Origin of the sequence: Enterobacter sp. ENT02, from assembly GCF_019219165.1 — a bacterium.
Taxonomy (GTDB): Bacteria; Pseudomonadota; Gammaproteobacteria; order Enterobacterales; family Enterobacteriaceae; genus Enterobacter; species Enterobacter mori.
On sequence record NZ_JAHUWD010000005.1, the window covers coordinates 64,370 to 85,120 of the forward strand.

Here is a 20,751-nt window from a genome sequence, read left to right on the forward strand (position 1 = left end):
GCCACGGATCAGCTATGCGCATACTTCACACTTCAGACTGGCATCTGGGTCAAAACTTTTACAGCAAAAGCCGGGCGGCGGAACACGAAGCCTTCCTGAACTGGCTGCTGGAGACGGCACAATCGCATGACGTCGATGCGATTATTGTCGCGGGTGACATCTTCGATACCGGTTCCCCACCGAGCTATGCGCGTGAGCTCTATAACCGTTTCGTGGTGAATCTGCAGCAGACCGGCTGCCATCTGGTGATTGTCGCCGGAAACCACGATTCTGTGGCCACGCTGAATGAATCCCGCGATATTCTGGCGTTTCTCAATACCACCGTGGTGGCCAGCGCCGGACATGCCCCGCAGATCCTGAAAAAACGTGACGGCACGCCGGGTGCCGTGCTGTGCCCCATTCCGTTTTTGCGCCCGCGCGATATCGTACAAAGCCAGGCGGGACTTTCCGGCGGCGAAAAGCAACAGCATTTATTACAGGCTATCACTGATTATTATCACCAGCAGCATACCGATGCCTGCGCCTTGCGCGGCGAAGCGGCAATCCCGGTGATTGCGACCGGGCATCTCACCACCGTTGGTGCCAGTAAAAGTGACGCCGTACGTGACATCTATATCGGCACGCTGGATGCCTTCCCGGCGCAGAACTTCCCGCCTGCCGACTACATCGCGCTCGGGCACATTCACCGCGCGCAGATCGTCGGCGGCTGCGAGCATATCCGCTATTGCGGCTCGCCCATTTCACTCAGCTTCGATGAAACAGGCAAAGCCAAATCCGTGCATCTGGTCAGTTTTACCGACGGAAAACTCAGCGCTGTCGAGACGCTGGACGTGCCCGTCACCCAGCCGCTGGCGGTGCTAAAAGGCGATCTGGCGGCCATCACTGAACAGCTTGAGCAGTGGCGTGGTGTCGAGCAGGTTCCGCCCGTCTGGCTGGATATCGAAATCACCACCGATGACTACCTGCATGATATGCAAAGAAAAATTCAGGTGCTGACGGAGGATCTGCCCGTCGAGGTCTTACTGGTTCGCCGCAGCCGGGAGCAGCGCGAGAAAATTCTGTCAGGTGCGCAGCGTGAAACGCTCAGTGAACTGCGGGTCGAAGAGGTGTTTGAGCGCCGGTTGTCTCAGGAAGAGATTGACGACGCGAAGCGAGTAAGGCTCAACGAGCTGTTCACGCATACCCTGCATGCGCTTAACGATGAGGGAGAAAATGCATGAAAATTCTCAGCCTGCGCCTGAAAAACCTGAACTCGCTCAAGGGCGAGTGGAAAATCGACTTTACCGCTGAGCCGTTTGCCAGCAATGGGCTGTTTGCCATTACCGGTGCCACCGGTGCCGGGAAAACCACCCTGCTCGACGCCATCTGCCTGGCGCTTTACCACGAAACGCCACGACTGCAAAAGGTCTCTCAGGCGCAAAACGACCTGATGACGCGCGACACCGCCGAGTGCCTGGCGGAAGTGGAGTTCGAGGTAAAGGGCATCGCCTATCGCGCGTTCTGGAGCCAGAACCGTGCGCGCAATCAGCCTGACGGGAACCTGCAGGCCCCGCGCGTGGAGCTGGCACGCTGCGAGGACGGAAAAATCCTTGCCGACAAAGTGACGGATAAACTGGAACAAACGGCAGCACTTACCGGGCTGGACTACGGCCGTTTTACCCGCTCGATGCTGCTCTCTCAGGGACAGTTTGCCGCCTTCCTGAATGCCAAACCGAGCGATCGCGCGGAGCTACTCGAGGAACTTACCGGCACCGAGATCTACGGCCAGATTTCCGCCATGGTGTTTGAAAAACACAAAGCCGCGCGCAATGCGCTTGAGATGTGCGAAGCGCAAGCGGCGGGCGTTGTCCTGTTGAGTGAAGAACAGCAGCAGCAGTTGCAGCAAAGTTTGCAGGCACTTACTGACGAAGAGAAAACCCTGCTGGCGCAGCAGCAGAACCATCAGAAAGAATTTCAGTGGCTTACGCGCAGCGAAGAGCTTATCCGCGAACAGCAGCGCGCCGCGACCTTACAGCAGCAGACGCAACAGGCGCTGACTGATGCAGCCCCCGATCTGGCAAAGCTCCAGCTCGCGCAACCCGCGTCCCAGCTCCGCCCGCTGTGGGAACATCAGCAAGAACAGGCATCACGCCTGGCGCAAACAAAGCAGCGTATTGTTGAAGTAAATACTCGCTTACTGGAAAAAACCGCCTTGCGCTCGCGGATCCGCAACGGCGCTTTGCATACTCATACGCAGCTTCAGACAGAACTGGCGGCACTGGCACAGTGGCTGACAGACCACGATCGGTACCGCCTGTGGGGCCAGGAGATTGCAGGCTGGCGGGCTCACTTCTCTCAGCTAAATCGCGATAAAAATCAGCTGACTACGCTTGCTGCGCGCATCACTGAATTACGCCATAAGCTGACGGGTCTGCCAGAAAGTTCTCTCACGCTGACGGCTGACGAGGTCGCAATGGCGATGGAGCAACGGGCGCAAACCCGGTCTGCGCGCCAGCGCCTGACCGCTCTCCATGCCCGCTATCAACCGCTGCAAAAACGTCAGCGTCAGAACGCCGAAAGCGTCCAAAAAGCACAGACCGGGCTGGTCGCGCTTAACGAAACGCTGGCACAGCGCCGCCAGCAGTATAAAGAAAAAAACCAGCACTATCTGGACGTTGAAACACTCTGCAGGCAGGAAGAGAAAATCAAAAGCCTTGAGGCGGAGCGTGCTCAACTCCAGGCCGGGCTACCTTGCCCGCTGTGCGGCTCCACTACCCATCCGGCCGTGACGGCATACCAGGCGCTGGAACTCAGTGAAAATCAACGCCGCCGCGATCAGTTAGCTAAAGAGGTCGCCGCACTTAAAGACGAAGGTTTGTTAGTTCTCGGCCAGGTTAACGCCCTGTCACAGCAGATCCAACGCGAGACAGACGAAGCGCAGGCGCTCTCTCAGGAAGAGCAAGCGCTCACTAAAGAGTGGCTGGAAGTGTGTGCTTCTCTGAATATTACGCTGAATATTCAGGAGGATATTGCCCCCTGGATGAGCGAGCAGGAGCACTACGAGCAGCAGCTTTATCAGCTCAGCCAGCGTTTGACCCTACAAACCCAGCTTAGCGAGCAGGAAGAACAGGAGCGTCAATACCAGCAACAGCTGGCGGCGACGCGTCAGGCAGTGGAAACGTCCCTGCATACGCTGTCGCTGGGTATTCCGGATGCAGGCACTGAATCCGTCTGGCTCGCCTCACGTGAAAGCGAATACGCGCAGTGGCAGGAGAAACAGACCCAGCATGGCGCGACGCTGGAACGTATTAACGCCCTGACGCCGCTGCTCGATACCCTTCCGGCAACGGAGGCCACTGAAGCCGAAACGGCGATCCCCGCGAACTGGCGCGAAATTCATGACGAATGCGTGTCGCTGCAAAGTCAGCTTACCGCGCAGCAACAGCAGGAGGCGCTGGAGAACGAACGTTTGCAGCAGTCACAGGCGCAATTCGCCACGGCACTGGCGGAAAGTTGTTTTGAGGATCAAGACGCGTTCCTTTCTGCGCTGCTGGATGCCGACACCGTTCGACGACTTGAGCAGCTAAAGCAGACGCTGGAAAACCAGGTACAGCAGGCGACAGCGCTCTCCGCGCAAGCGACCCGGCAGCGAGAGGACCATCAGGCGCTGCGTCCGGAAGGGCTGGACGCCGATGTTCAAACATTACAAACGCAATTGCAGCAACTGGCACATCAACTTCGTGAGAACACTACGCATCAGGGTGAGATCCGCCAGCAGCTCAAGCAGGACAGCGATAACCGTCTGCACCAGCAGGCGCTTATGCAGCAAATAGAAGAGGCCGCGCGCCTGGCGGACGACTGGGGCTATCTGAACTCCCTGATTGGCTCCAGCACCGGCGACCGATTCCGTAAATTCGCTCAGGGGCTGACGCTGGATAATCTGGTCTGGCTCGCTAATCAACAGCTTAATCGCCTGCACGGACGCTATCTGCTTCAGCGGAAAGTCAGCGATGCGCTGGAGCTGGAAGTGGTCGATACCTGGCAGGCGGACGCGGTGCGCGATACCCGTACGCTCTCGGGCGGCGAAAGCTTCCTGGTGAGCCTGGCGCTGGCCCTGGCGCTGTCGGATTTAGTGAGTCACAAGACGCGGATCGATTCCCTGTTCCTCGACGAAGGATTCGGCACGCTGGACAGCGAAACGCTGGATACCGCGCTGGATGCGCTCGACGCGCTGAACGCCACCGGCAAAACCATCGGCGTGATCAGCCACGTTGAAGCGATGAAAGAGCGCATTCCGGTGCAGATCAAGGTGAAGAAGATAAACGGGCTGGGGTATAGCAGGCTGGATAAGGTGTTTGCGGTGGAATAAATGGGGGGCGGTGAGGTCTGGTGCCCTCACCCTGGCCCTCTCCCACGGGGAGAGGGTACAAACATCAAAAACAGCAACTTGCGTTGCTGTTTTGCTTTTACCTTGCCTCACCCTGGCCCTCTCCCACGGGGAGAGGGAAAAAACGTTTATTCTGGCCACAGCCACGCCGCGCCGCGCACGCCGCTGGAATCCCCATGCACCGCTTTGCGGATCGGGGTTTCACACTCTCCGCCGAAGACCCATTGCCTGACCAGATTCGGCACCGTGGCGTACAGCCGGTCAACGTTGCTCATCCCACCGCCAAGCACGATCACATCCGGGTCGAGAATGTTAACCACGTGCGCCAGCGATTTCGCCAGCCGCATTTCATACCGGCTAAGCGCCAGTTCTGCGACCGGATCCTGTTCTTCAACCAGACGCATAATCTCATTCCCCTTCAGCGGCTGCCCGCTCAGGCGATGGTAGTCCGTAGCAAACCCCGTACCGGAAATAAAGGTCTCGATACAGCCCTGCTTTCCGCAGTAGCACGGCACTTCCGTGCGATAGTTAAGTTCGTCTTCGTCCATCCACGGTAATGGATTATGCCCCCACTCGCCCGCCGTGCCGTTGCCGCCAATGTGGGCGCGACCGCCGAAGGCCACACCCGCGCCGCAGCCCGTACCGATAATGACCGCAAAAACGGTCTGGGCGCCTGCAGCTGCACCGTCGATAGCTTCCGATACCGCCAGACAGTTGGCATCGTTAGCCAGACGCACATCGCGTTTAAGACGCGCACTCAAATCTTTATCAAACGGCTGGCCGTTGAGCCACGTAGAGTTGGCGTTTTTCACCACGCCGGTGTACGGCGAGATCGACCCGGGGATCCCCATTCCAACGCTGCCCGTCTGCCCTGTTGCCTGCTCGGCCATCTCGACCAGCCGGGCAATCGTCTCGATAGTCTGGTGATAATCATCACGCGGCGTAGGCAAGCGGTGGCGAAACAGCTGTTCCCCCTGCTCGCTCAACGCAATCACTTCAGTTTTGGTGCCGCCTAAATCGATCCCAATACGCACAAGAGACTCCTCATTATTTTGATTATCAACAGAGTAGAAGCCGCCTACCCGATTAGCAATGCAAGCGATGCGACAATTCGTTATCATGCCCGCTGATTTAACGACAAGGCCGTGGAAATTATCATGCTGTGGTTCAAAAATTTGATGGTTTACCGTCTCAGCCGCGACGTTTCGCTGCGTGCAGAAGAGATGGAAAAACAGTTAGCCGCTTACACCTTTTCCCCTTGCGGTAGCCAGGATATGGCAAAAACCGGTTGGGTTCCGCCAATGGGTTCACAAAGCGATGCCCTGACCCACGCCAGCAGCACCGGTCAAATCATCGTTTGTGCGCGTAAAGAGGAAAAAATCCTCCCTACGCCGGTCGTCAAGCAGGCGCTCGAAGCGAAAATTTTCAAGCTGGAAGCCGAACAGGGTCGCAAGCTGAAAAAGACCGAAAAAGATTCGCTGAAAGACGAAGTGCTGCACTCCCTGCTGCCTCGCGCGTTCAGCCGCTTCAGCCAGACCATGATGTGGATCGACACCGTAAACGGGCTGATCATGGTGGACTGCGCCAGCGCCAAGAAAGCAGAAGACACGCTGGCCCTGCTGCGCAAAAGCATCGGCTCTTTACCGGTCGTTCCGCTGGCGCTGGAAACGCCGATTGAGCTGACTCTGACCGAGTGGGTACGCAGCGGGACTGCTGCGCAAGGTTTCCAGATCCTGGATGAAGCGGAGCTGAAAGCCCTGCTGGAAGATGGCGGTGTGATCCGCGCGAAAAAGCAGGATCTGGTGAGCGACGAGATCGCCGTACACATTGAAGCGGGCAAAGTCGTGACCAAGCTGGCCCTCGACTGGCAGCAGCGCATTCAGTTCATGATGTGCGATGACGGCTCGGTGAAACGCCTCAAGTTCTGCGATGAGCTGCGCGATCAGAACGAAGATATCGACCGGGAAGATTATGCCCAGCGTTTTGACGCGGACTTCATCCTGATGACCGGCGAGCTGGCCGCGTTGATTCAGAATCTGGTGGAAGGTCTCGGCGGCGAAGCGCAGAGATAACAGACAAAACGTAGGCCGGGTAAGCGTTAACGCCACCCGGCTTATTTTTTATTTCAGATAGCGGCACAGATAAGAGGTAGGCTCAGCAACCTGCAGATGGAATTCACTGTGGGCAGGGACGTTGAATACTTGCCCGGCAGCGTAAACTTTCCATTCCGTTTCACCCGGCAGTAAGACGTTCAGCGCACCGCTAACAACCGTCATCTCTTCTGCTTCCGCAGTGCCAAAGGTATATTCCCCTTCCGCCATAACGCCGACACTGGCGCGGCCAGTGCTGCTGCTGGTAAAACCGATGGATTTCACTTTACCGGAAAAGTATTCGTTACTTTGAAGCATGAACTGGCCCTTATATTTATAGATAAAAATCCACTATAGGGGCCATGCTCATGGCCTGTCACGCAAAATCATTACACCAGTAATTCAGACGCCAGACGCGCCATCAGAACATTGGACAACAGCACCGGTATATCGAGTGCTTTTTGCAGTAAATCGCGATGGTGCTGATGGAAGCCGAGGCAGTCCAGAATCAACACATCCGCGCCTCTCTCCATCAGCTCCCGTCCTGCGGCAATGAGCGCCGCTTCACTGTCCCAGAACGGATTAGCCAGCGCATACAGCGGGACTTTTTCCAGCACCTGCCATTTTGCCTCCTGGTTATCCATGAGTTCCTCGATGGGAACAATGACCCCCACCTGATGACCGTCGACAATCGAGGCCACCAGCGGCGGAATAATTCTCATCGGTTCCAGCAAAATCGCATTACGCGCAACCAGTCCTGTTATCGGTGCCGTGCTCATTAATAAAATGACGTCATAACCCTGATTATCGAGCACTTCAATAACACCCTGAAGCGCGCGCTCGATTTTCTGGCGTGACACATGCGCCAGTTTACCGTCACTTAATAACGTCGCGAGGGGATCTTCCCCTTCATCCACCGCGTAGTCTTCCATGACCTCTTCACGACTCATCTTACCCAACAGGCTAAGATGAGCGATCTGTTGCTCAGAGACATGCTCGGTTAAGAGCGGTAATACTTCGCTTACAGGGACCACACCAATAGTGAGGATCGCCAATGTCGCCTTCATTTTGATCGCCTTCCATTACTACCACAACCGTTACACAGGTACAGGCTCACTACGCTGCACCGTTCGTTTTTTCAACAAAACAGCACCAAGCGTAGCAGGGGATCTCTGCACCGAAATGTAAAGATCCCAGGCCCATGCCGAATCACCCTGTAATAACTAAATATTAACCCGTGCTTAACATTCACGATGCGTTAAAAGTGTGATTCAGGCACGGTTTTGCGTGGTTTAGGAATTTAATCAGGACTTATCGGGATCTTCGTAACGCCGTTTCGCATCCAGCGCTTCTTGTTCGGTTTCATGTTCGCTGATCAGCGAATCGGGTTTGGGGTGATCGGCACGCAGCTGATACCAGGTCACGGTATGGTCGGCATGACCCTTTTCAACGGTAACAATGCGTGCTTCACGCGGATAGGGAGGTCTGGTTGGCATAGCTCATCCTTTTTTTATGTCTGAGCTATGAGTATAGACGGCAGTTAGCTGGCGCAGGCCAAACGAAGGGCGGTAATAATCTGAATAACAACCTCTTCAGGTGAAGCAGAGGCATCCACAACGTGGTGTGCCGCCTCGCGGTATAACGCATCGCGTTCCGCAAGCACCTCACTCACTTCTTCGCTGAGCGGCTTCGCGGTCAGCGCAGGACGCTGCCCTTCTTCCGGAAACGCTTCAAGACGTCCAACAAGGGTAGAGACCGCCGCGCAGAGATAAATCACAATCCCTTTTTCGCGCATAAACTGCCGGTTGTACTCCGCCAGGATAATGCCCCCACCCGTTGCAATGATAGTTGCAGGTGACGTTACCGCTTCCAGCGCGGCGGTTTCACGCGCACGAAAGCTCTCCCAGCCCTCTTTTTCGACAATCTCTGCGATGGTTTGAGCCGCATGTTCCTGAAGCCAGTGATCGGTATCAACAAATTGACTCTGGCACACGCGCGCCAGTTCCAGGCCAACGGTGGTTTTCCCACAGCCTCGAGGGCCAACTAAAAAGATGGGTGGGTTCATAACCAGGTGTTTCCCCTTGATGCCGGAAGGCTGAAGACTGTAAAGAAATGATTGCAGAAGATGTTGCGTTTACTTTACTGCAAAGCGGTACGGGATGACAACCCTGTGGAGGCCACACTGTACCACATTTTGACAATGGTTATCATTACGCCGTGCGGCGCTTCACTTCCAGCAGCCATTTATCCAGCTCGGCAGCAAACTGCTGACGGTCACGCTGAGACAGGCTATCAGGCCCGCCAGTCTGCACGCCGCTGGCGCGCATGGTGTCCATAAAATCGCGCATGGTGAGCTTTTCGCGAATGGTCGACGGCGAATAACGTTCACCACGCGGGTTCAGCGCTGCCGCCCCTTTCTCCAGCACTTCTGCGGCCAGGGGAATATCCGCCGTGATCACTAAATCCTCGGCGCTGCACAGACGCACAATCTCATTATCCGCCACATCGAACCCGGCCGGTACGCGCAAAGAGCGGATGAACCGGGAGGGCGGCACGCGGATATTCTGGTTCGCCACCAGCGTTAATGGCATCTGTACGCGCTCGGCGGCGCGGAACAAAATCTCTTTAATCACATTCGGACAGGCATCCGCATCAACCCAAATCGCCATATTGTCACCCTTGTATCGCATTGACGGCTATTGTCGCCTGCTTTTCGTTGTTAAGCTATAAGCCTATCAATCAGAGATAACAACGCATAATAACGGAGAGACGTGATGGACAAGAAAATCGGGTTTATCGGCTGCGGTAACATGGGCAAAGCCATCCTGGGTGGCCTGATCGCCAGCGGGCAGGTACTGCCGGGACAGATTTGGGTCTATACCCCATCACCGGATAAAGTCGCGGCGTTGCATGATGAGTACGGTATCAACGCCGCCGAAAGCGCACAGGACGTCGCCCAGGTCGCGGATATCGTCTTTGGTGCCGTGAAGCCGAATATCATGATCAAAGTGCTGAGCGATATCACCTCCAGTCTGAATAAAGAGACGCTGGTGGTGTCCATTGCCGCCGGTGTGACGCTCGACCAGCTGGCTCGCGCGCTCGGTCACGACCGTAAAATCGTCCGCGCAATGCCAAATACCCCTTCTCTGGTCAACGCCGGGATGACATCTATCACCCCTAACGCGCTGGTCACCGCCGAAGACGTGGCGGATGTCCTGAACATTTTCCGCTGCTTCGGTGAGGCAGAAGTCATTTCTGAAGCGATGATCCATCCGGTTGTCGGCGTAAGCGGTTCGGCCCCCGCGTATGTCTTTATGTTTATTGAAGCGATGGCGGATGCTGCGGTGCTGGGCGGTATGCCGCGCGCGCAGGCGTATAAATTTGCCGCGCAGGCCGTCATGGGCTCTGCCAAAATGGTGCTGGAGACGGGTAAACATCCGGGTGAACTGAAGGATATGGTCTGCTCTCCGGGCGGCACAACGATTGAAGCCGTGCGCGTGCTGGAAGAGCGCGGATTCCGTGCTGCCGTCATCGAGGCGATGGCAAAATGCATGGAAAAATCAGAGAAGCTGAGTAAATCCTGATAAACAGAGCCGGGCGTCAGGCTGCCACTTCGGTGCGGCTTCGTCCGGCATTTTTCGCTTTATAGAGGGCAACATCTGCTGCTTTTAACCATTCGCGGTAGTGTCCGAATTGCGGTCCCCAGGGAGCAACCCCGACGCTAATACGGATCCTTTCTGAAGGGGCTCCGGGTAGCGGCATGTTGACCAGACGTTCGTGTACGCGGGACATCGCGGCAATGGCACTTTCCGCAGGCGTACCGGACATAATCACGGCAAATTCATCGCCACCAAAACGGCCAATAAAATCACACGAGCGTAGCGTCAACTGCAGCTGGCGGGTGATAGCCACTATCGCTTCATCGCCGACGTCATGGCCCCATGTATCGTTAATGCTCTTAAAGTGATCAATGTCGATGAGCAATATTGTCGCCGTTTGATGGCTGCGACGGCATTGCTCATATTCATTGCGCAAAAGCGTTTCCCAGTGGCGGCGATTGAACACCCCCGTCATCCCGTCGCGCGTGCTCATTAGCTCAAGCCGCCGTTTATGCTCAGCCAGCCGAACCGCCGTCCGGTGACTGACCCAGGCAAACAGCATCGGGTACAGTATCAGAACCGGTAGCGTCAGCCACCACTCCAGCGGCTCAGAGTAAAGCGTAATCATGCTGCCGTTCAGCTGCAGCGTGACCATAGCGGAAAACAAGGTAATGATAATACCGGCAATAAACAGCCGAAAACCGCCCGATCCCATCATATTCATGCCGATCATCATGATCAGCGCCGCCGTGGGCAGTGCATTCAGGCCCATCAGGCCAATCCAGACACCGGCGATGATTGCATCTACCTTCAGGTTAACGATTTCACTGCAAAACGGTTGGGATGAGCGGCAGGCAAGTTGCCAGGCGAGATGTGGCCAGACGAAGGCCCACCCCACCAACAATAACCACCAGCCGCCTGGGAGAAAATGGGTAACCAGCACACCCGCAATCGGGAAAAACATGGCTGCCAGCCCCACCACGCGCGCCAGCCGGATCCGCCGGCAAAATCGTATCCCGGAGCGGTGTGAGTCATCCTGAGAAAGATGTTTATTCCACTCTTCCTGAATGCTCTCTTTGTTGTAATAGATTTCATCATTCATCATTTTTGGGAATATTCTGAAACATTTTCCCAAATTATAGAGAGGGGGATTTCGGGGAAAGTATGAAATTTCGGGTGAGCCGCGACGGCAACTCACCCGTTAGAACTACACTTTTTTCTTCAGACAGGCGCTCATGAACTTACTGCGGTCATCCCCTTTCAGGGACTGCTCGGTTGCCTTCGCATTACACTCGCGCATTTTTTGCTGCTGCGGCGTCAGGCTTTTTTCATCCGGTTTCGAGGCACCGTTTTTAAGGCAGTCGCTCATGTAGGTCTTACGGGCATCGCCCTTCAGAGATTGCGAGGTCGCCTGTTGATTACAGGTTGTCATACGCTGCTGTTGGGGCGTTAAGGTCTTTTCTTCCGCATTCGCAGAAGCCATTAAGAACACGCCTGAGAGTAAGGTAACCAGTATTGTCGTTTTCATTGCACTATCCTTTATGTGAATTTCCACTCTAAGTCTGGTTCGTGACGGGGAAAATACCACCCGGCAGCCACGATTTCCGCCGGGTGACGAACTTATTTCAGCCCCAGCGCGGCCTTCATGGTGTAGAAAAGATCGGTCTGGTCAGTCAAACCCACCACGTTCGCAGCATGTGGGCCGTACGCCGCGATGCGCAGCTGTGTGCCGGTATGTTCCATAGACTCTTCTTCAGAATTGCCATAGCTCATCACCATCACGGCACCGTCTTTGGTCGTCAGCGCCTGCGTCAGACCCGGTGCTTTGGTATCGGGAGGGATAATCTGGCTGGAATGCGCATGGTCAGCGGTGACCACCACCAGCGTGTTACCGTCTTTCTTCGCAAACTCGAGCGCTTTTTGCACCGCTTCGTCGAGATCCACCGTTTCGCCAATCTGCCCGCACGGGTTCGCCGCGTGGTCTTGCTTATCGATTGACGCCCCTTCTACCTGCAGGAAGAAGCCTTTTTCGCTCTTGCTCAGCAGAGAGATGGCTTTGTCCGTCATCGCCGCCAGCGTAGGAACGCTGTCATTCCGTTTCGGGTTTGGCGTACAGGTCACCGCTGGCTTATCGATATTGCCGTGGTACGAGGCTTTTGGCCCTTCCCAGCGCACCGGCATGTTGCCGTCAGAGAAAAGTCCCAGCAGCGGTTTGTCCTGGTTTGCTTCGGTAATCGCCGCCAGAGAAGCCGCATCGCTTACCAGCTGATAGCCGCGCGCCTGCGCCTGCTCGCGCAGCGTTTTACCCTGCCACTCACCGGCCGTCGCCGTTTCGGCAAAGGTTTTCGCCCCACCGCCCAGCGTCACGTCAGGGCGCGCGTTCAGCATCTGTTCTGTAATCGAGCCTTTACCGCCGTTTTCCAGCGCATTGGTCGGACATTTTTCGCGGGTCACCGACGGGCCATAGCATTTCCGCGAGGTCACGTGCGACATCAACGCGGCCGGGGTGGCATCCTGAAGCTCAGCGGTAGAGACGTTGCCGGTTGCCAGCCCCGCCGCTTTCGCCATTTCCAGAATGGTTTGATGATCTTTCTCGTGAATATCGACGCCCAGCGCGCCATTATAGGTTTTCACACCGGTTGCCCACGCCGTTGCTGATGCGGCTGAATCCGTGACGTAATCCGGTTTACCGGTTTTTTTATCCAGCGAGTAATGGGTATATTGTCCCGTCAGAGGCAGCGCATCGATGCCTTTAAAATAGCCACCCGCCCCTTCGGCATAATTTCTCGCCGCCGTAATTTCGGAATCCCCCATTCCGTCGCCAATCAGCAGAATAATATTTTTAGCGGGGTTTTCATTCAGAGAAGCTCGAATGGCGGCAGTCTGATCCTCTGAGAGACGGCGCGCACCACCGGGCTGGGTGATATCTCCCTGCGCAGCACGATGTTCGAGGACGTTCATATTCGCGGTTTCAGCGTGAATAGCGGGGGCAAATAACAGTGGGATTAATGCGATAAAAAGCGCGCTCTGTTTCACTTTATTTTCTCCATGTACAAATACATAAAAATAAAAACAGAGCGACTATAGGCAACCGGCATGACATTTCTATGACAGCCCGTCACGCATTGTGACAGTTTAGCTGCGCGGATGCCTTAACAGCTTTTTTATGTATTGATGGAGCATTTCGGCGTCCTCAGGTGGAACCTGTGAATCAGGTTTGGCGTTGTCCAGCGCGCTTTCAATGCTGTCAATTAACGCCTGTTGATCCTGGGCAGCCATATGTCTGAGTAGCGCGGTGACGACTATTTCCAGCGCCTCAACCTGGGCGACCAATTCTTTTGACTCTTCTTCCTTTTGTGCAAGCTTAACCAACAACTCAGTAATGAGATTCTTCATGGTGCTATTTCCTTGTGGGTTTTTCCTGAAATTAGCACTCTCAATGATTTATGCAAAGAGGAGAAAAGTATTATCTTATGCAAAAGTGACGTTACGTCAAAAATAGCGTAGCGCGCACCGCAGCGAAACGTTTTTCTATAACAACAGGCCGCTTTTTGTTATATAAAAAAGCGGCAGCCATAAAAATATATAATACATCCACAGTGTTAACGGGCTCCTTTTGCCTCCGCTAATTGTCTGCGACGACGCAGTGCAATAGCCAGCTGGATAATATTTATCAATACCACCACTGCCGTCGCGGCAAATACCCAACGGAAACCGGCCATCGCGGAAACGGATGCACCAATAAGCGGACCTGCGACGTTGCCCAAATACATAAACGACTGGTTGTAACCAAAAATACGCCCGGTGACCTGGTCACTGGAATATTTCACCAGCAGTGTTTGCACGGCGGGCAACATGGCTCCATCGGCAAAACCAAGCAAGAAGCGTAGAACGCCAAGCTGAAGCGGGGTCGTTACGAACGACATAGCGAAAAAGAGTATGACCGCAAATATCAGCGTGGCCATCAGGATGCGCGCCGTGCCAATCCTGTCGCCCAGTTTGCCAAGCCGCGGCGCAGAGATCAGCGCCGACACGCCAGGCACCGCCGCAATCAACCCCGCGAGAAAAGCGATATTATTGCTGTCTGGCTCCATCGACTTGATAAACAGCGCCAGAATAGGCCCGACGGAACCATTACACAGCTGGATCACCATGGTGGTGACAAAAAGGCTGATCATCAGGCCAGGATAAGGCAGCGAGGCAAAGACCGCCCTGCCGCTCAGGCGTTCTGATTTGCTGACAACGGGACGGCCCCCTTCTTTGATCAGGAAAAGCGTCACCAGAAAACTGATCACCAGCAGTATCGCGGTGATGAAAAATACCGCGCGCAGCCCCACGTGATCCGCGAGGAAGCCCCCCAGCAGCGGACCGCCGATGACCCCGCTAATCTGCGCGGTAGAGAGCGTACTCAGCGCCCAGCCGCTACGTTCACGCGGCACCTGCGAGGCCACCAGCGCCATCGCGTTGGGAATATACCCGGAAGTCAGCCCCATGATTGCCCGCAGGATAAACAGCTGCCAGACGTTGGTGGCAAAGGCCTGAAGCAAAATGGCGATCGCCATACCGAGGGATGCACGCAGCAGCATCAGCTTGCGGCCTTTTCTGTCCGCCAGGCTGCCCCACATCGGCGAGACGATGGCCGAAACCAGAAACGTGACGCTGAACGTCAACCCTGACCACATAGAGAGGGCTTCATGGGAGGTCACCCCCAACTGAGACACGTACAGCGGCAGAAAGGGTAAAATCTGGCTAATGGCCAGTCCGGTAAAGAAACAGCCGAACCAGACCGAGATGAGGTTAACTTTCCAGGATTCCATAACAGAAATAGTCTTCATTTTTAGGCGAATTCGCCGACAGATTAGCAAGTTACGCGCGTTGACGTCGCACCAGAGATGCGGCCTTGCTGACTTTGGTGTTTTATCTTCCCAGTCATCATATTTGTGAAACAAGTCACAAATCATCCGCTTTCTGACGAAAGATTATGCTTCAGCGACACAGGCCAAAGCCGCGCATCCCAAGATGGAAATGATTAGCGTGGGCCGCGTTATATTCTGGCCCCAGACCGTTACCGTAATACCCACAGCTCGCCGCCAGCAGAGCCTGAAGCCACGGCTGAGTTTTAGCCGATGACCACCCCCTCAGAATGGTGATCCGCTCACCGTTTGCCAGCCGAAATGCGCTGATGTCCAGCGCCTCTGCCGTGGCATGTTCACTGCGACGCGCATCCGGGCGGCCGTAAATATTACGACAGGCATAGCTTCCCAGATGGTCGATGCGCGTAAGCTCGCTGCCCATCCAGCTTTTCGTCAGCGGCCGGGCCTGCTGACTGACAAACAGTGCAGAGCTTAATGCCAGAGGGCAACTGGCCAGAAAACTGCTGTTCAGGCTGACCGGACCGAAGTTACTCACGCGCACCACGTTACTGAGCGGGCATGTTCCCGCGCTGTCAGCCACCGGCTGCGTGCGGATAAGCGCTCTTTGATTTGCTTCGGTTAACAGGCTTTCGCAGGCCTCCGGCGTTAAGCGCCGAAGCTTAAACTGGGTGATTTTTCCGGGAGGATCGTCAAGGGTAAGCGGCGTAAAAGGGTTGTAATGAGACGGCAACCAGCGGTAACCCGCCGTTGCAACAGCCACAATAATGAAAACGGTTAGCAGACTTTTTCCTTTCACGCGCCCCCCATGATAACCCCAAAACATTATGGCAGAAGGCCGCGAAACCCGCAGGGCATCGTGGTATGTTATTGGCTTTTCGACAGACTGGAAGAGAGTGAGATGGCAAAGCAGCGCGTAGGTATTGTCTTTGGGGGAAAATCAGCAGAGCACGAGGTGTCATTGCAATCGGCCAAAAATATTGTCGATGCGATCGATAAAAGCCGTTTCGACGTGGTGCTGCTGGGGATTGATAAACAGGGTCAGTGGCATGTTAACGATGCCAGCCAGTACCTGATCAATGCTAACGATCCGGCGCACATCGCCCTTAATCCTTCAGAAACCAGTGTCGCGACCGTACCAGGCCTGGTTCAGGGGCAATTTATCAACGCCGGTAATGCGCAGACGCTGGCTCAGATTGACGTTATTTTCCCTATCGTGCACGGCACGCTGGGCGAAGACGGCTCTTTGCAGGGGATGTTGCGCATGGCGAACCTGCCGTTTGTCGGCTCCGACGTGCTGGGCTCCGCCGCCTGTATGGACAAAGACGTCACCAAGCGTTTGCTGCGCGATGCCGGGCTGAATATTGCGCCGTTCGTCACGCTCACCCGCGCCAACCGCGAGAAATTCGATTTCGCGCAGCTTTCCAGCCAGCTCGGCCTGCCGCTGTTCGTCAAACCGGCGAATCAGGGCTCCTCCGTTGGCGTCAGCAAAGTCACCACCGAAGCGCAATTTACCGACGCCGTGCGTCTGGCGTTTGAGTTTGACCACAAAGTGGTGGTTGAACAGGGTATCAAAGGCCGCGAAATTGAGTGCGCCGTGCTGGGGAATGATTTCCCACAGGCGAGCACCTGCGGTGAAGTGGTGTTGAACAGCGATTTCTACTCTTACGATACCAAATACATTGATGATAAAGGCGCGCAGGTTGTGGTACCTGCGGTTATCGATCCGGTCATCAACGATAAGATCCGCGCGATCGCCGTAGAAGCTTATCAGGCGCTGGGCTGCTGCGGTATGGCTCGCGTTGATGTATTCCTGACGCCGGAAAACGACGTGGTCATTAACGAGATCAACACGCTGCCAGGCTTCACCAACATCAGCATGTATCCGAAACTGTGGCAGGCCAGCGGAATGAGCTATCCGGAACTCATCACTCGCCTGATCGAACTGGCGCTGGAGCGTCACGCCGCTGACAGCGCCCTTAAAAGCTCCGTAAACGGTTAATCGGTTTTCTTCACCGTTTCCGTCTCTTCCGCTGTCGTCTCTTCAGGGCGGCGGCGGATAATCAATCCTGCCAGCCAGAAACTGATGACCCAGGTGACCAGCCCCACGGCATAGGTTTGCCAGCCTTTTGCCTCAAACCCCAATAGCCCCACAACACCGTTAAGAATAAAGATCAGCCCAATAGCAAAGGCGTAGTAATGCCAGTCACGGCGTAGTTTGGACGTGAGTTTCATAACAACTCCGGCAGGAAAAAAAGACATCCTCTCACAGTTTTATGGCCGGGTCTGTGGCGAATGCGGAAATTCTGAAACGCGACGCAATTTCACTTAAGTGATCAAATTGTGATGTGATGCAGAAATCATCAATCCAGGAGCATTCCTGAGGGTAAATTACCACGATTCTGATATTGACAAATGCGATGACCTGTCAAACTCACCCTATACGAAACGTATAAAACAGAGTGACATTTCGGGAGGTCTTTATGGCTGATTTTACATTGTCGAAACCGATTTTTGGCGGCAAACAACCAAAAACCTCCACGGCGGGTAATATCGCCTATGCCCTGTTTGTGCTGTTCTGCTTCTGGGCAGGCTCACAGCTTCTCAACATGCTGGTTCATGCGCCAGGCGTTTATGAACATCTGATGCAGGTTCAGGATAGCGGGCGCCCACGCGTTGAGATCGGTTTCGGGGTAAGCACCCTGTTTGGCCTGGTCCCGTTCCTCGTCGGGTGCATGATTCTTGGCGTCATTGCCTTAGTGCTTCGCCTGCGCCGTCGTTTCTAAAGCCCCATACAGCGAGCCCGGCGGTCATCGACGCGTTTCGCAAACCATGCAGTAGTCAGGTTACGCGTGATCTTCGGGCTCTCGAGCTGAATTCCGGGCAGGATAGCCCTCGGTAACGCTTTTCCACTTTTCTTCTCTGCCAGCGCAAAGACCTGTTGATACAAATCCGTTTTCTCAAACGCCAGACTGTCGCCCTTCTCCAGCTGACGGCGAATATCGCTGTTGCTCATATCCAGCTTTGTCGCCAGTTTGCGCACTGCCCGTTCGGTCGTACCCGCTTCGCTGCTGCCGTAGGCAATCAGATCGCCATCCAGCGCCAGCTTCACCCCGGATGCCCGGCTCACGGCATTCTGGAACGCTGCGTTCCTGCTGGCATACCAGCCCGCGTTAAAGTCTGCAAAGCGGTACAGCGGCTCGCTGTAATTCGCCGGGTAGTTAAGAAGGTGATAAGTGCCAAACCAGAGCCCGCCGCGCAGGGAGAAGACCTCCTGACGCACCGTTCCGTCAATTTTCCACGGATAACCGTCGGTATGTTTTTCTGCAAACGCGATGCTGACCTGCATCGGACCGCCGGTGTGTACCGGGTTAAGCGAGCCAAACAGTTTTTGCCCCATCGGCACCATGTTGATGAAGTCATCAAAAATAGCGCTTAGCTGTTTCTCAGTTTTCACCGTATCCAGCCTATCGCTATAGCTTTTGCCGTTTGGCGAGGTGATTTTAAGCGCGGTATGGACCAGGAACACCGGGATATGCATCGATTCCGCGCGGCGGTCGATCTCTTTCCAGGCAATTTTGTTCAGACCCGGCACGACCGGGTCTGACTGGTACATTGATTCCTGCTGCGCCACCGCCAGCACCGAGCAGATATTCTCCTCGGTAGGGGCAATTTTCTGGCTTTCAAAGGTCTTTGCCAGCGCGTCCGCCCACGCATTGCGATCCTTCACGCTGGAGGGCATTTTTTGCCGGACAACGCTCGCCACGTCCACGGGCTTTTCCCCTTTTTTGAGTGGCGTGGCCCCTTTCTCGGCACACCCCGCCAGTACCAGGGCAGCAAGTAAGGACAGCGATAACGTACGCGGTACGGCAAAAGACATAGCAACTCCCTGTATTAGCTCAATGTGTTGGTGACTTCCTGCAGATCTTTATCGTCCAGCTCGCGCTCGAAACTGCGTAAACGTTTGTAGATGGACATCAGTTCCACCAGCGTGGTCCAGGAGCTGATCAGATACTGGAACGAACCGCGCACCTGACCAAAGACGTTGGTGATCTGCGTCATCAGGCCCAGCGTAATCGTACCCGCAACAATCGACGGGAACAGCAGGAACAAACCGAAAACGTTATCAACCTGCAGATACAGAATGCGTGCAATGTTGAAATACATATAGTGGAAATAGAGGCGGAAATAGTTGCGACGCACGGCGCCAAACAGTTCGCGAACGGTCGGTGGCGAGGCGCGGTTAGCATCATCTTCGCCGTAAACCAGCTCTTTACGGTAGGCCGCTTCGACACGCTGATTTTTAAACTCCAGACCCGGCAGCTTGATGCCGACCACCGCCAGCAGCCCCGTGCCCATCAACGACCAGACAATCGCGGCGATAACCAGACCATACGGCAGGTGACCAATAATCGGCAGCTCCGGCACATGTGCGGAAAGCGTCACCAGCACCGGCAGGAAGGCGATCAGCGTCATAATGGCGTTGATAAAACTGACACCCATGTCTTCAAGCGTAGAGGCAAAACGCATGGTGTCTTCCTGCACACGCTGCGCGGCACCTTCGATATGACGCAGGTGCTGCCAGTGCGCCATATAGTGTTCGTTCATGGCGGTACGCCAGCGGAAGACATAGTGGCTAACGAAGAAATTGTTCATCACGCCAATGATGACCGCAATCAGGGCGATGCCGAGGAAGATACCCACCTCATGGTAGAACTGGTTAATCGTCACCTTATGCGGGGAACTCAGCGCCGTCTGGATCAGATCGTAGAAGGGGGCATACCAGGCGTTCACCGCCACGCCGACTTCGACCAGGAACCAGGTCACAAAGATGATCAGCGAGGTGCCCAGAATCGACCAGTATTGCCAGCGGTGTGGAGAGTAGATAAACCAGAAAACCGCAAACAGCCCTACGCAGACCGTGTAGTAGGCGTAAAACAGCAGGTAGCTGAGCGACCAGAAGCGCGCGGCGCTAATTGGCACCTCACCCGTTGCCCCCGTGATACGCGTCAGCCATGCGCCGCCGCCCGCCTGCCAGAAAATGACAGCAATCAGTGCCCAAATAAATGCCGACAGGAAAAAAGGCCCCGGCTTTGGGAAAAAAGACTTAAACATTGTGCTTCCTTTTTGTTGTTCTGGCTGTTGCTGTGCTCAACACATCACCACACGAAAATCTGACCTGAACCCGCCAGCGGCGCAGGCAAAAAGGTCAGACCCGTGGGTTTATTATTAGTTCGCTTTCCAGTTTTCGAGAATTGTTTCGGTGCGTTTCACCGAAGGTGGATTGGCAGGGGCGATGAAGTTACGCCAGACATCGTTGTAGTGCGCAATCAGAACCTGGGCTTCCGCCGCCGGGCGATTGGCCGTGGTGTGGGCATCTTCAGCAACCGTGATGTGGTAGCCCCGGCTGACGCCGTTTTTGAGGGTGGCATCGACACAGTAATCGGTGGCACAGCCGCAAATGACAAACTCGCGAATGCCCTGTTCACGCAACAGCGTCTCAAGCGCGGTGTTATAGAAGGCATCACAGGCGGTTTTGGTGACGTACAACGCACCTGCTGGCTGATTTAGCTCAGGAAGCAACGCAAACCCTTCACTTCCCTCTTCCAGGCCCCCGGCTTCGGTATGCTGTATAAAAACCACCCTGTCGGCTGCCTGCGTAAGCTGGTTGATCAGAGAGACACATTTCTCGCGCTGATGACGCGGCGTCTCGAATACCCCGTTCTGCATATCAACCACCATAACCACACGCTTATCAGACATACCGTTCTCCGCAAGATTGAGTCGCACTGGTGCCTATCATAAGCCCGATGTCACAAAATGGG

22 protein-coding genes are annotated in these 20,751 nt (G+C 55.1%); 6 read left to right on the forward strand and 16 right to left on the reverse strand.

What is annotated here, in order from left to right:
• The first annotated feature begins 14 nt into the window (after window positions 1-14).
• The gene (gene sbcD / locus KW829_RS16150; RefSeq protein WP_010428024.1) at window positions 15-1,220 is read left to right on the forward strand and encodes an exonuclease subunit SbcD; all 1,206 of its coding nucleotides are present in this window, start codon (window positions 15-17) and stop codon (window positions 1,218-1,220) included.
• Window positions 1,217-4,348: an exonuclease subunit SbcC gene (gene sbcC / locus KW829_RS16155; RefSeq protein ID WP_218308605.1), complete on the forward strand. Its 3,132-nt coding sequence runs from the start codon at window positions 1,217-1,219 to the stop codon at window positions 4,346-4,348. Before sbcD ends, sbcC begins: the two co-directional genes overlap by 4 nt.
• A 146-nt stretch (window positions 4,349-4,494) precedes the next feature.
• Here the strand turns inward: sbcC and mak are convergent, their stop codons facing one another.
• Window positions 4,495-5,400, reverse strand: coding sequence for a fructokinase (mak, locus tag KW829_RS16160; protein ID WP_218308606.1), 906 nt, complete (start codon window positions 5,398-5,400; stop codon window positions 4,495-4,497).
• A 123-nt stretch (window positions 5,401-5,523) separates the two neighbouring features.
• Between mak and rdgC the strand changes: the two genes are divergently transcribed.
• The gene (rdgC, locus tag KW829_RS16165; protein WP_010428018.1) at window positions 5,524-6,438 is read left to right on the forward strand and encodes a recombination-associated protein RdgC; all 915 of its coding nucleotides are present in this window, start codon (window positions 5,524-5,526) and stop codon (window positions 6,436-6,438) included.
• A gap of 48 nt (window positions 6,439-6,486) precedes the next feature.
• Here the strand turns inward: rdgC and ppnP are convergent, their stop codons facing one another.
• From ppnP to KW829_RS16190, 5 genes are all read right to left on the reverse strand, one after another.
• Window positions 6,487-6,774 (reverse strand): pyrimidine/purine nucleoside phosphorylase, encoded by a 288-nt coding sequence (gene ppnP, locus KW829_RS16170; RefSeq protein ID WP_042716688.1) that lies wholly within the window; start codon window positions 6,772-6,774, stop codon window positions 6,487-6,489.
• A 71-nt stretch (window positions 6,775-6,845) separates the two neighbouring features.
• Complete coding sequence (locus KW829_RS16175; protein ID WP_172701348.1) at window positions 6,846-7,523, reverse strand: AroM family protein; 678 nt, start codon at window positions 7,521-7,523, stop codon at window positions 6,846-6,848.
• Window positions 7,524-7,760: 237 nt separating this feature from the next.
• Complete coding sequence (gene yaiA / locus KW829_RS16180; RefSeq protein ID WP_010428011.1) at window positions 7,761-7,952, reverse strand: protein YaiA; 192 nt, start codon at window positions 7,950-7,952, stop codon at window positions 7,761-7,763.
• 44 nt (window positions 7,953-7,996) lie between these two features.
• A complete protein-coding gene (gene aroL / locus KW829_RS16185) occupies window positions 7,997-8,521 on the reverse strand; it encodes a shikimate kinase AroL (protein ID WP_010428008.1) in 525 nt (174 codons plus the stop codon).
• Window positions 8,522-8,666: 145 nt separating this feature from the next.
• Window positions 8,667-9,125, reverse strand: a complete 459-nt coding sequence (locus tag KW829_RS16190) for a YaiI/YqxD family protein (RefSeq protein WP_010428006.1) — start codon at window positions 9,123-9,125, stop codon at window positions 8,667-8,669.
• Window positions 9,126-9,230: 105 nt separating this feature from the next.
• On the opposite strand from KW829_RS16190, the gene proC reads away from it, so the two are divergent.
• Window positions 9,231-10,040, forward strand: coding sequence for a pyrroline-5-carboxylate reductase (proC, locus tag KW829_RS16195; RefSeq protein WP_089599254.1), 810 nt, complete (start codon window positions 9,231-9,233; stop codon window positions 10,038-10,040).
• Window positions 10,041-10,056: 16 nt separating this feature from the next.
• Here proC and adrA read toward each other — a convergent pair whose 3' ends face one another.
• The 6 genes from adrA to KW829_RS16225 all read right to left on the reverse strand — a co-directional run bounded on the left by adrA (window position 10,057) and on the right by KW829_RS16225 (window position 15,725).
• Window positions 10,057-11,160, reverse strand: coding sequence for a diguanylate cyclase AdrA (adrA, locus tag KW829_RS16200; RefSeq protein ID WP_218308607.1), 1,104 nt, complete (start codon window positions 11,158-11,160; stop codon window positions 10,057-10,059).
• A gap of 102 nt (window positions 11,161-11,262) precedes the next feature.
• The gene (gene psiF / locus KW829_RS16205) at window positions 11,263-11,583 is read right to left on the reverse strand and encodes a phosphate starvation-inducible protein PsiF (protein ID WP_010427999.1); all 321 of its coding nucleotides are present in this window, start codon (window positions 11,581-11,583) and stop codon (window positions 11,263-11,265) included.
• A 92-nt stretch (window positions 11,584-11,675) separates the two neighbouring features.
• The gene (gene phoA, locus KW829_RS16210) at window positions 11,676-13,091 is read right to left on the reverse strand and encodes an alkaline phosphatase (RefSeq protein WP_089599252.1); all 1,416 of its coding nucleotides are present in this window, start codon (window positions 13,089-13,091) and stop codon (window positions 11,676-11,678) included.
• Window positions 13,092-13,190: 99 nt separating this feature from the next.
• Window positions 13,191-13,451: an anti-adapter protein IraP gene (iraP, locus tag KW829_RS16215; RefSeq protein ID WP_042716702.1), complete on the reverse strand. Its 261-nt coding sequence runs from the start codon at window positions 13,449-13,451 to the stop codon at window positions 13,191-13,193.
• Between the two features lie 206 nt (window positions 13,452-13,657).
• On the reverse strand, window positions 13,658-14,872 hold the full coding sequence (locus KW829_RS16220; RefSeq protein WP_010427992.1) for a multidrug efflux MFS transporter: 1,215 nt from the start codon (window positions 14,870-14,872) through the stop codon (window positions 13,658-13,660).
• Window positions 14,873-15,041: 169 nt separating this feature from the next.
• The gene (locus KW829_RS16225; protein WP_120159533.1) at window positions 15,042-15,725 is read right to left on the reverse strand and encodes an extensin family protein; all 684 of its coding nucleotides are present in this window, start codon (window positions 15,723-15,725) and stop codon (window positions 15,042-15,044) included.
• A 102-nt stretch (window positions 15,726-15,827) separates the two neighbouring features.
• On the opposite strand from KW829_RS16225, the gene ddlA reads away from it, so the two are divergent.
• Complete coding sequence (gene ddlA, locus KW829_RS16230; RefSeq protein ID WP_218308608.1) at window positions 15,828-16,928, forward strand: D-alanine--D-alanine ligase; 1,101 nt, start codon at window positions 15,828-15,830, stop codon at window positions 16,926-16,928.
• Here the strand turns inward: ddlA and KW829_RS16235 are convergent.
• Window positions 16,925-17,161 (reverse strand): DUF2754 family protein, encoded by a 237-nt coding sequence (locus KW829_RS16235; protein WP_010427988.1) that lies wholly within the window; start codon window positions 17,159-17,161, stop codon window positions 16,925-16,927. The genes ddlA and KW829_RS16235 overlap by 4 nt on opposite strands.
• A 248-nt stretch (window positions 17,162-17,409) precedes the next feature.
• Here KW829_RS16235 and KW829_RS16240 point away from each other — a divergent pair, with 248 nt between their 5' ends.
• Window positions 17,410-17,712, forward strand: a complete 303-nt coding sequence (locus KW829_RS16240) for a DUF2755 family protein (RefSeq protein ID WP_108415685.1) — start codon at window positions 17,410-17,412, stop codon at window positions 17,710-17,712.
• Here the strand turns inward: KW829_RS16240 and KW829_RS16245 are convergent.
• The 3 genes from KW829_RS16245 to KW829_RS16255 form a co-directional block, all read right to left on the reverse strand.
• Window positions 17,709-18,806: a DUF1615 domain-containing protein gene (locus KW829_RS16245; RefSeq protein WP_042716710.1), complete on the reverse strand. Its 1,098-nt coding sequence runs from the start codon at window positions 18,804-18,806 to the stop codon at window positions 17,709-17,711. The genes KW829_RS16240 and KW829_RS16245 overlap by 4 nt on opposite strands.
• Window positions 18,807-18,820: 14 nt before the next feature.
• Window positions 18,821-20,041 (reverse strand): peptide antibiotic transporter SbmA, encoded by a 1,221-nt coding sequence (gene sbmA, locus KW829_RS16250; protein ID WP_089599248.1) that lies wholly within the window; start codon window positions 20,039-20,041, stop codon window positions 18,821-18,823.
• Between the two features lie 114 nt (window positions 20,042-20,155).
• Entirely contained in the window at window positions 20,156-20,689 is a 534-nt protein-coding gene (locus KW829_RS16255; protein WP_010427984.1) for an isochorismatase family protein, read from the reverse strand.
• Window positions 20,690-20,751: the final 62 nt, after the last annotated feature.

Coding starts and splice junctions, on each gene's coding strand:
- rdgC (WP_010428018.1), top strand. CDS start 5,524: ATGCTGTGGTTCAAAAATTTGATGGTTTACCGTCTCAGCCGCGACGTT.
- KW829_RS16240 (WP_108415685.1), top strand. CDS start 17,410: ATGGCTGATTTTACATTGTCGAAACCGATTTTTGGCGGCAAACAACCA.
- yaiA (WP_010428011.1), bottom strand. CDS start 7,952: ATGCCAACCAGACCTCCCTATCCGCGTGAAGCACGCATTGTTACCGTT.
- ppnP (WP_042716688.1), bottom strand. CDS start 6,774: ATGCTTCAAAGTAACGAATACTTTTCCGGTAAAGTGAAATCCATCGGT.
- sbcD (WP_010428024.1), top strand. CDS start 15: ATGCGCATACTTCACACTTCAGACTGGCATCTGGGTCAAAACTTTTAC.
- proC (WP_089599254.1), top strand. CDS start 9,231: ATGGACAAGAAAATCGGGTTTATCGGCTGCGGTAACATGGGCAAAGCC.
- sbmA (WP_089599248.1), bottom strand. CDS start 20,041: ATGTTTAAGTCTTTTTTCCCAAAGCCGGGGCCTTTTTTCCTGTCGGCA.
- sbcC (WP_218308605.1), top strand. CDS start 1,217: ATGAAAATTCTCAGCCTGCGCCTGAAAAACCTGAACTCGCTCAAGGGC.
- ddlA (WP_218308608.1), top strand. CDS start 15,828: ATGGCAAAGCAGCGCGTAGGTATTGTCTTTGGGGGAAAATCAGCAGAG.
- KW829_RS16245 (WP_042716710.1), bottom strand. CDS start 18,806: ATGTCTTTTGCCGTACCGCGTACGTTATCGCTGTCCTTACTTGCTGCC.
- aroL (WP_010428008.1), bottom strand. CDS start 8,521: ATGAACCCACCCATCTTTTTAGTTGGCCCTCGAGGCTGTGGGAAAACC.
- KW829_RS16190 (WP_010428006.1), bottom strand. CDS start 9,125: ATGGCGATTTGGGTTGATGCGGATGCCTGTCCGAATGTGATTAAAGAG.
- adrA (WP_218308607.1), bottom strand. CDS start 11,160: ATGATGAATGATGAAATCTATTACAACAAAGAGAGCATTCAGGAAGAG.
- KW829_RS16235 (WP_010427988.1), bottom strand. CDS start 17,161: ATGAAACTCACGTCCAAACTACGCCGTGACTGGCATTACTACGCCTTT.
- psiF (WP_010427999.1), bottom strand. CDS start 11,583: ATGAAAACGACAATACTGGTTACCTTACTCTCAGGCGTGTTCTTAATG.
- KW829_RS16175 (WP_172701348.1), bottom strand. CDS start 7,523: ATGAAGGCGACATTGGCGATCCTCACTATTGGTGTGGTCCCTGTAAGC.
- KW829_RS16220 (WP_010427992.1), bottom strand. CDS start 14,872: ATGGAATCCTGGAAAGTTAACCTCATCTCGGTCTGGTTCGGCTGTTTC.
- iraP (WP_042716702.1), bottom strand. CDS start 13,451: ATGAAGAATCTCATTACTGAGTTGTTGGTTAAGCTTGCACAAAAGGAA.
- KW829_RS16255 (WP_010427984.1), bottom strand. CDS start 20,689: ATGTCTGATAAGCGTGTGGTTATGGTGGTTGATATGCAGAACGGGGTA.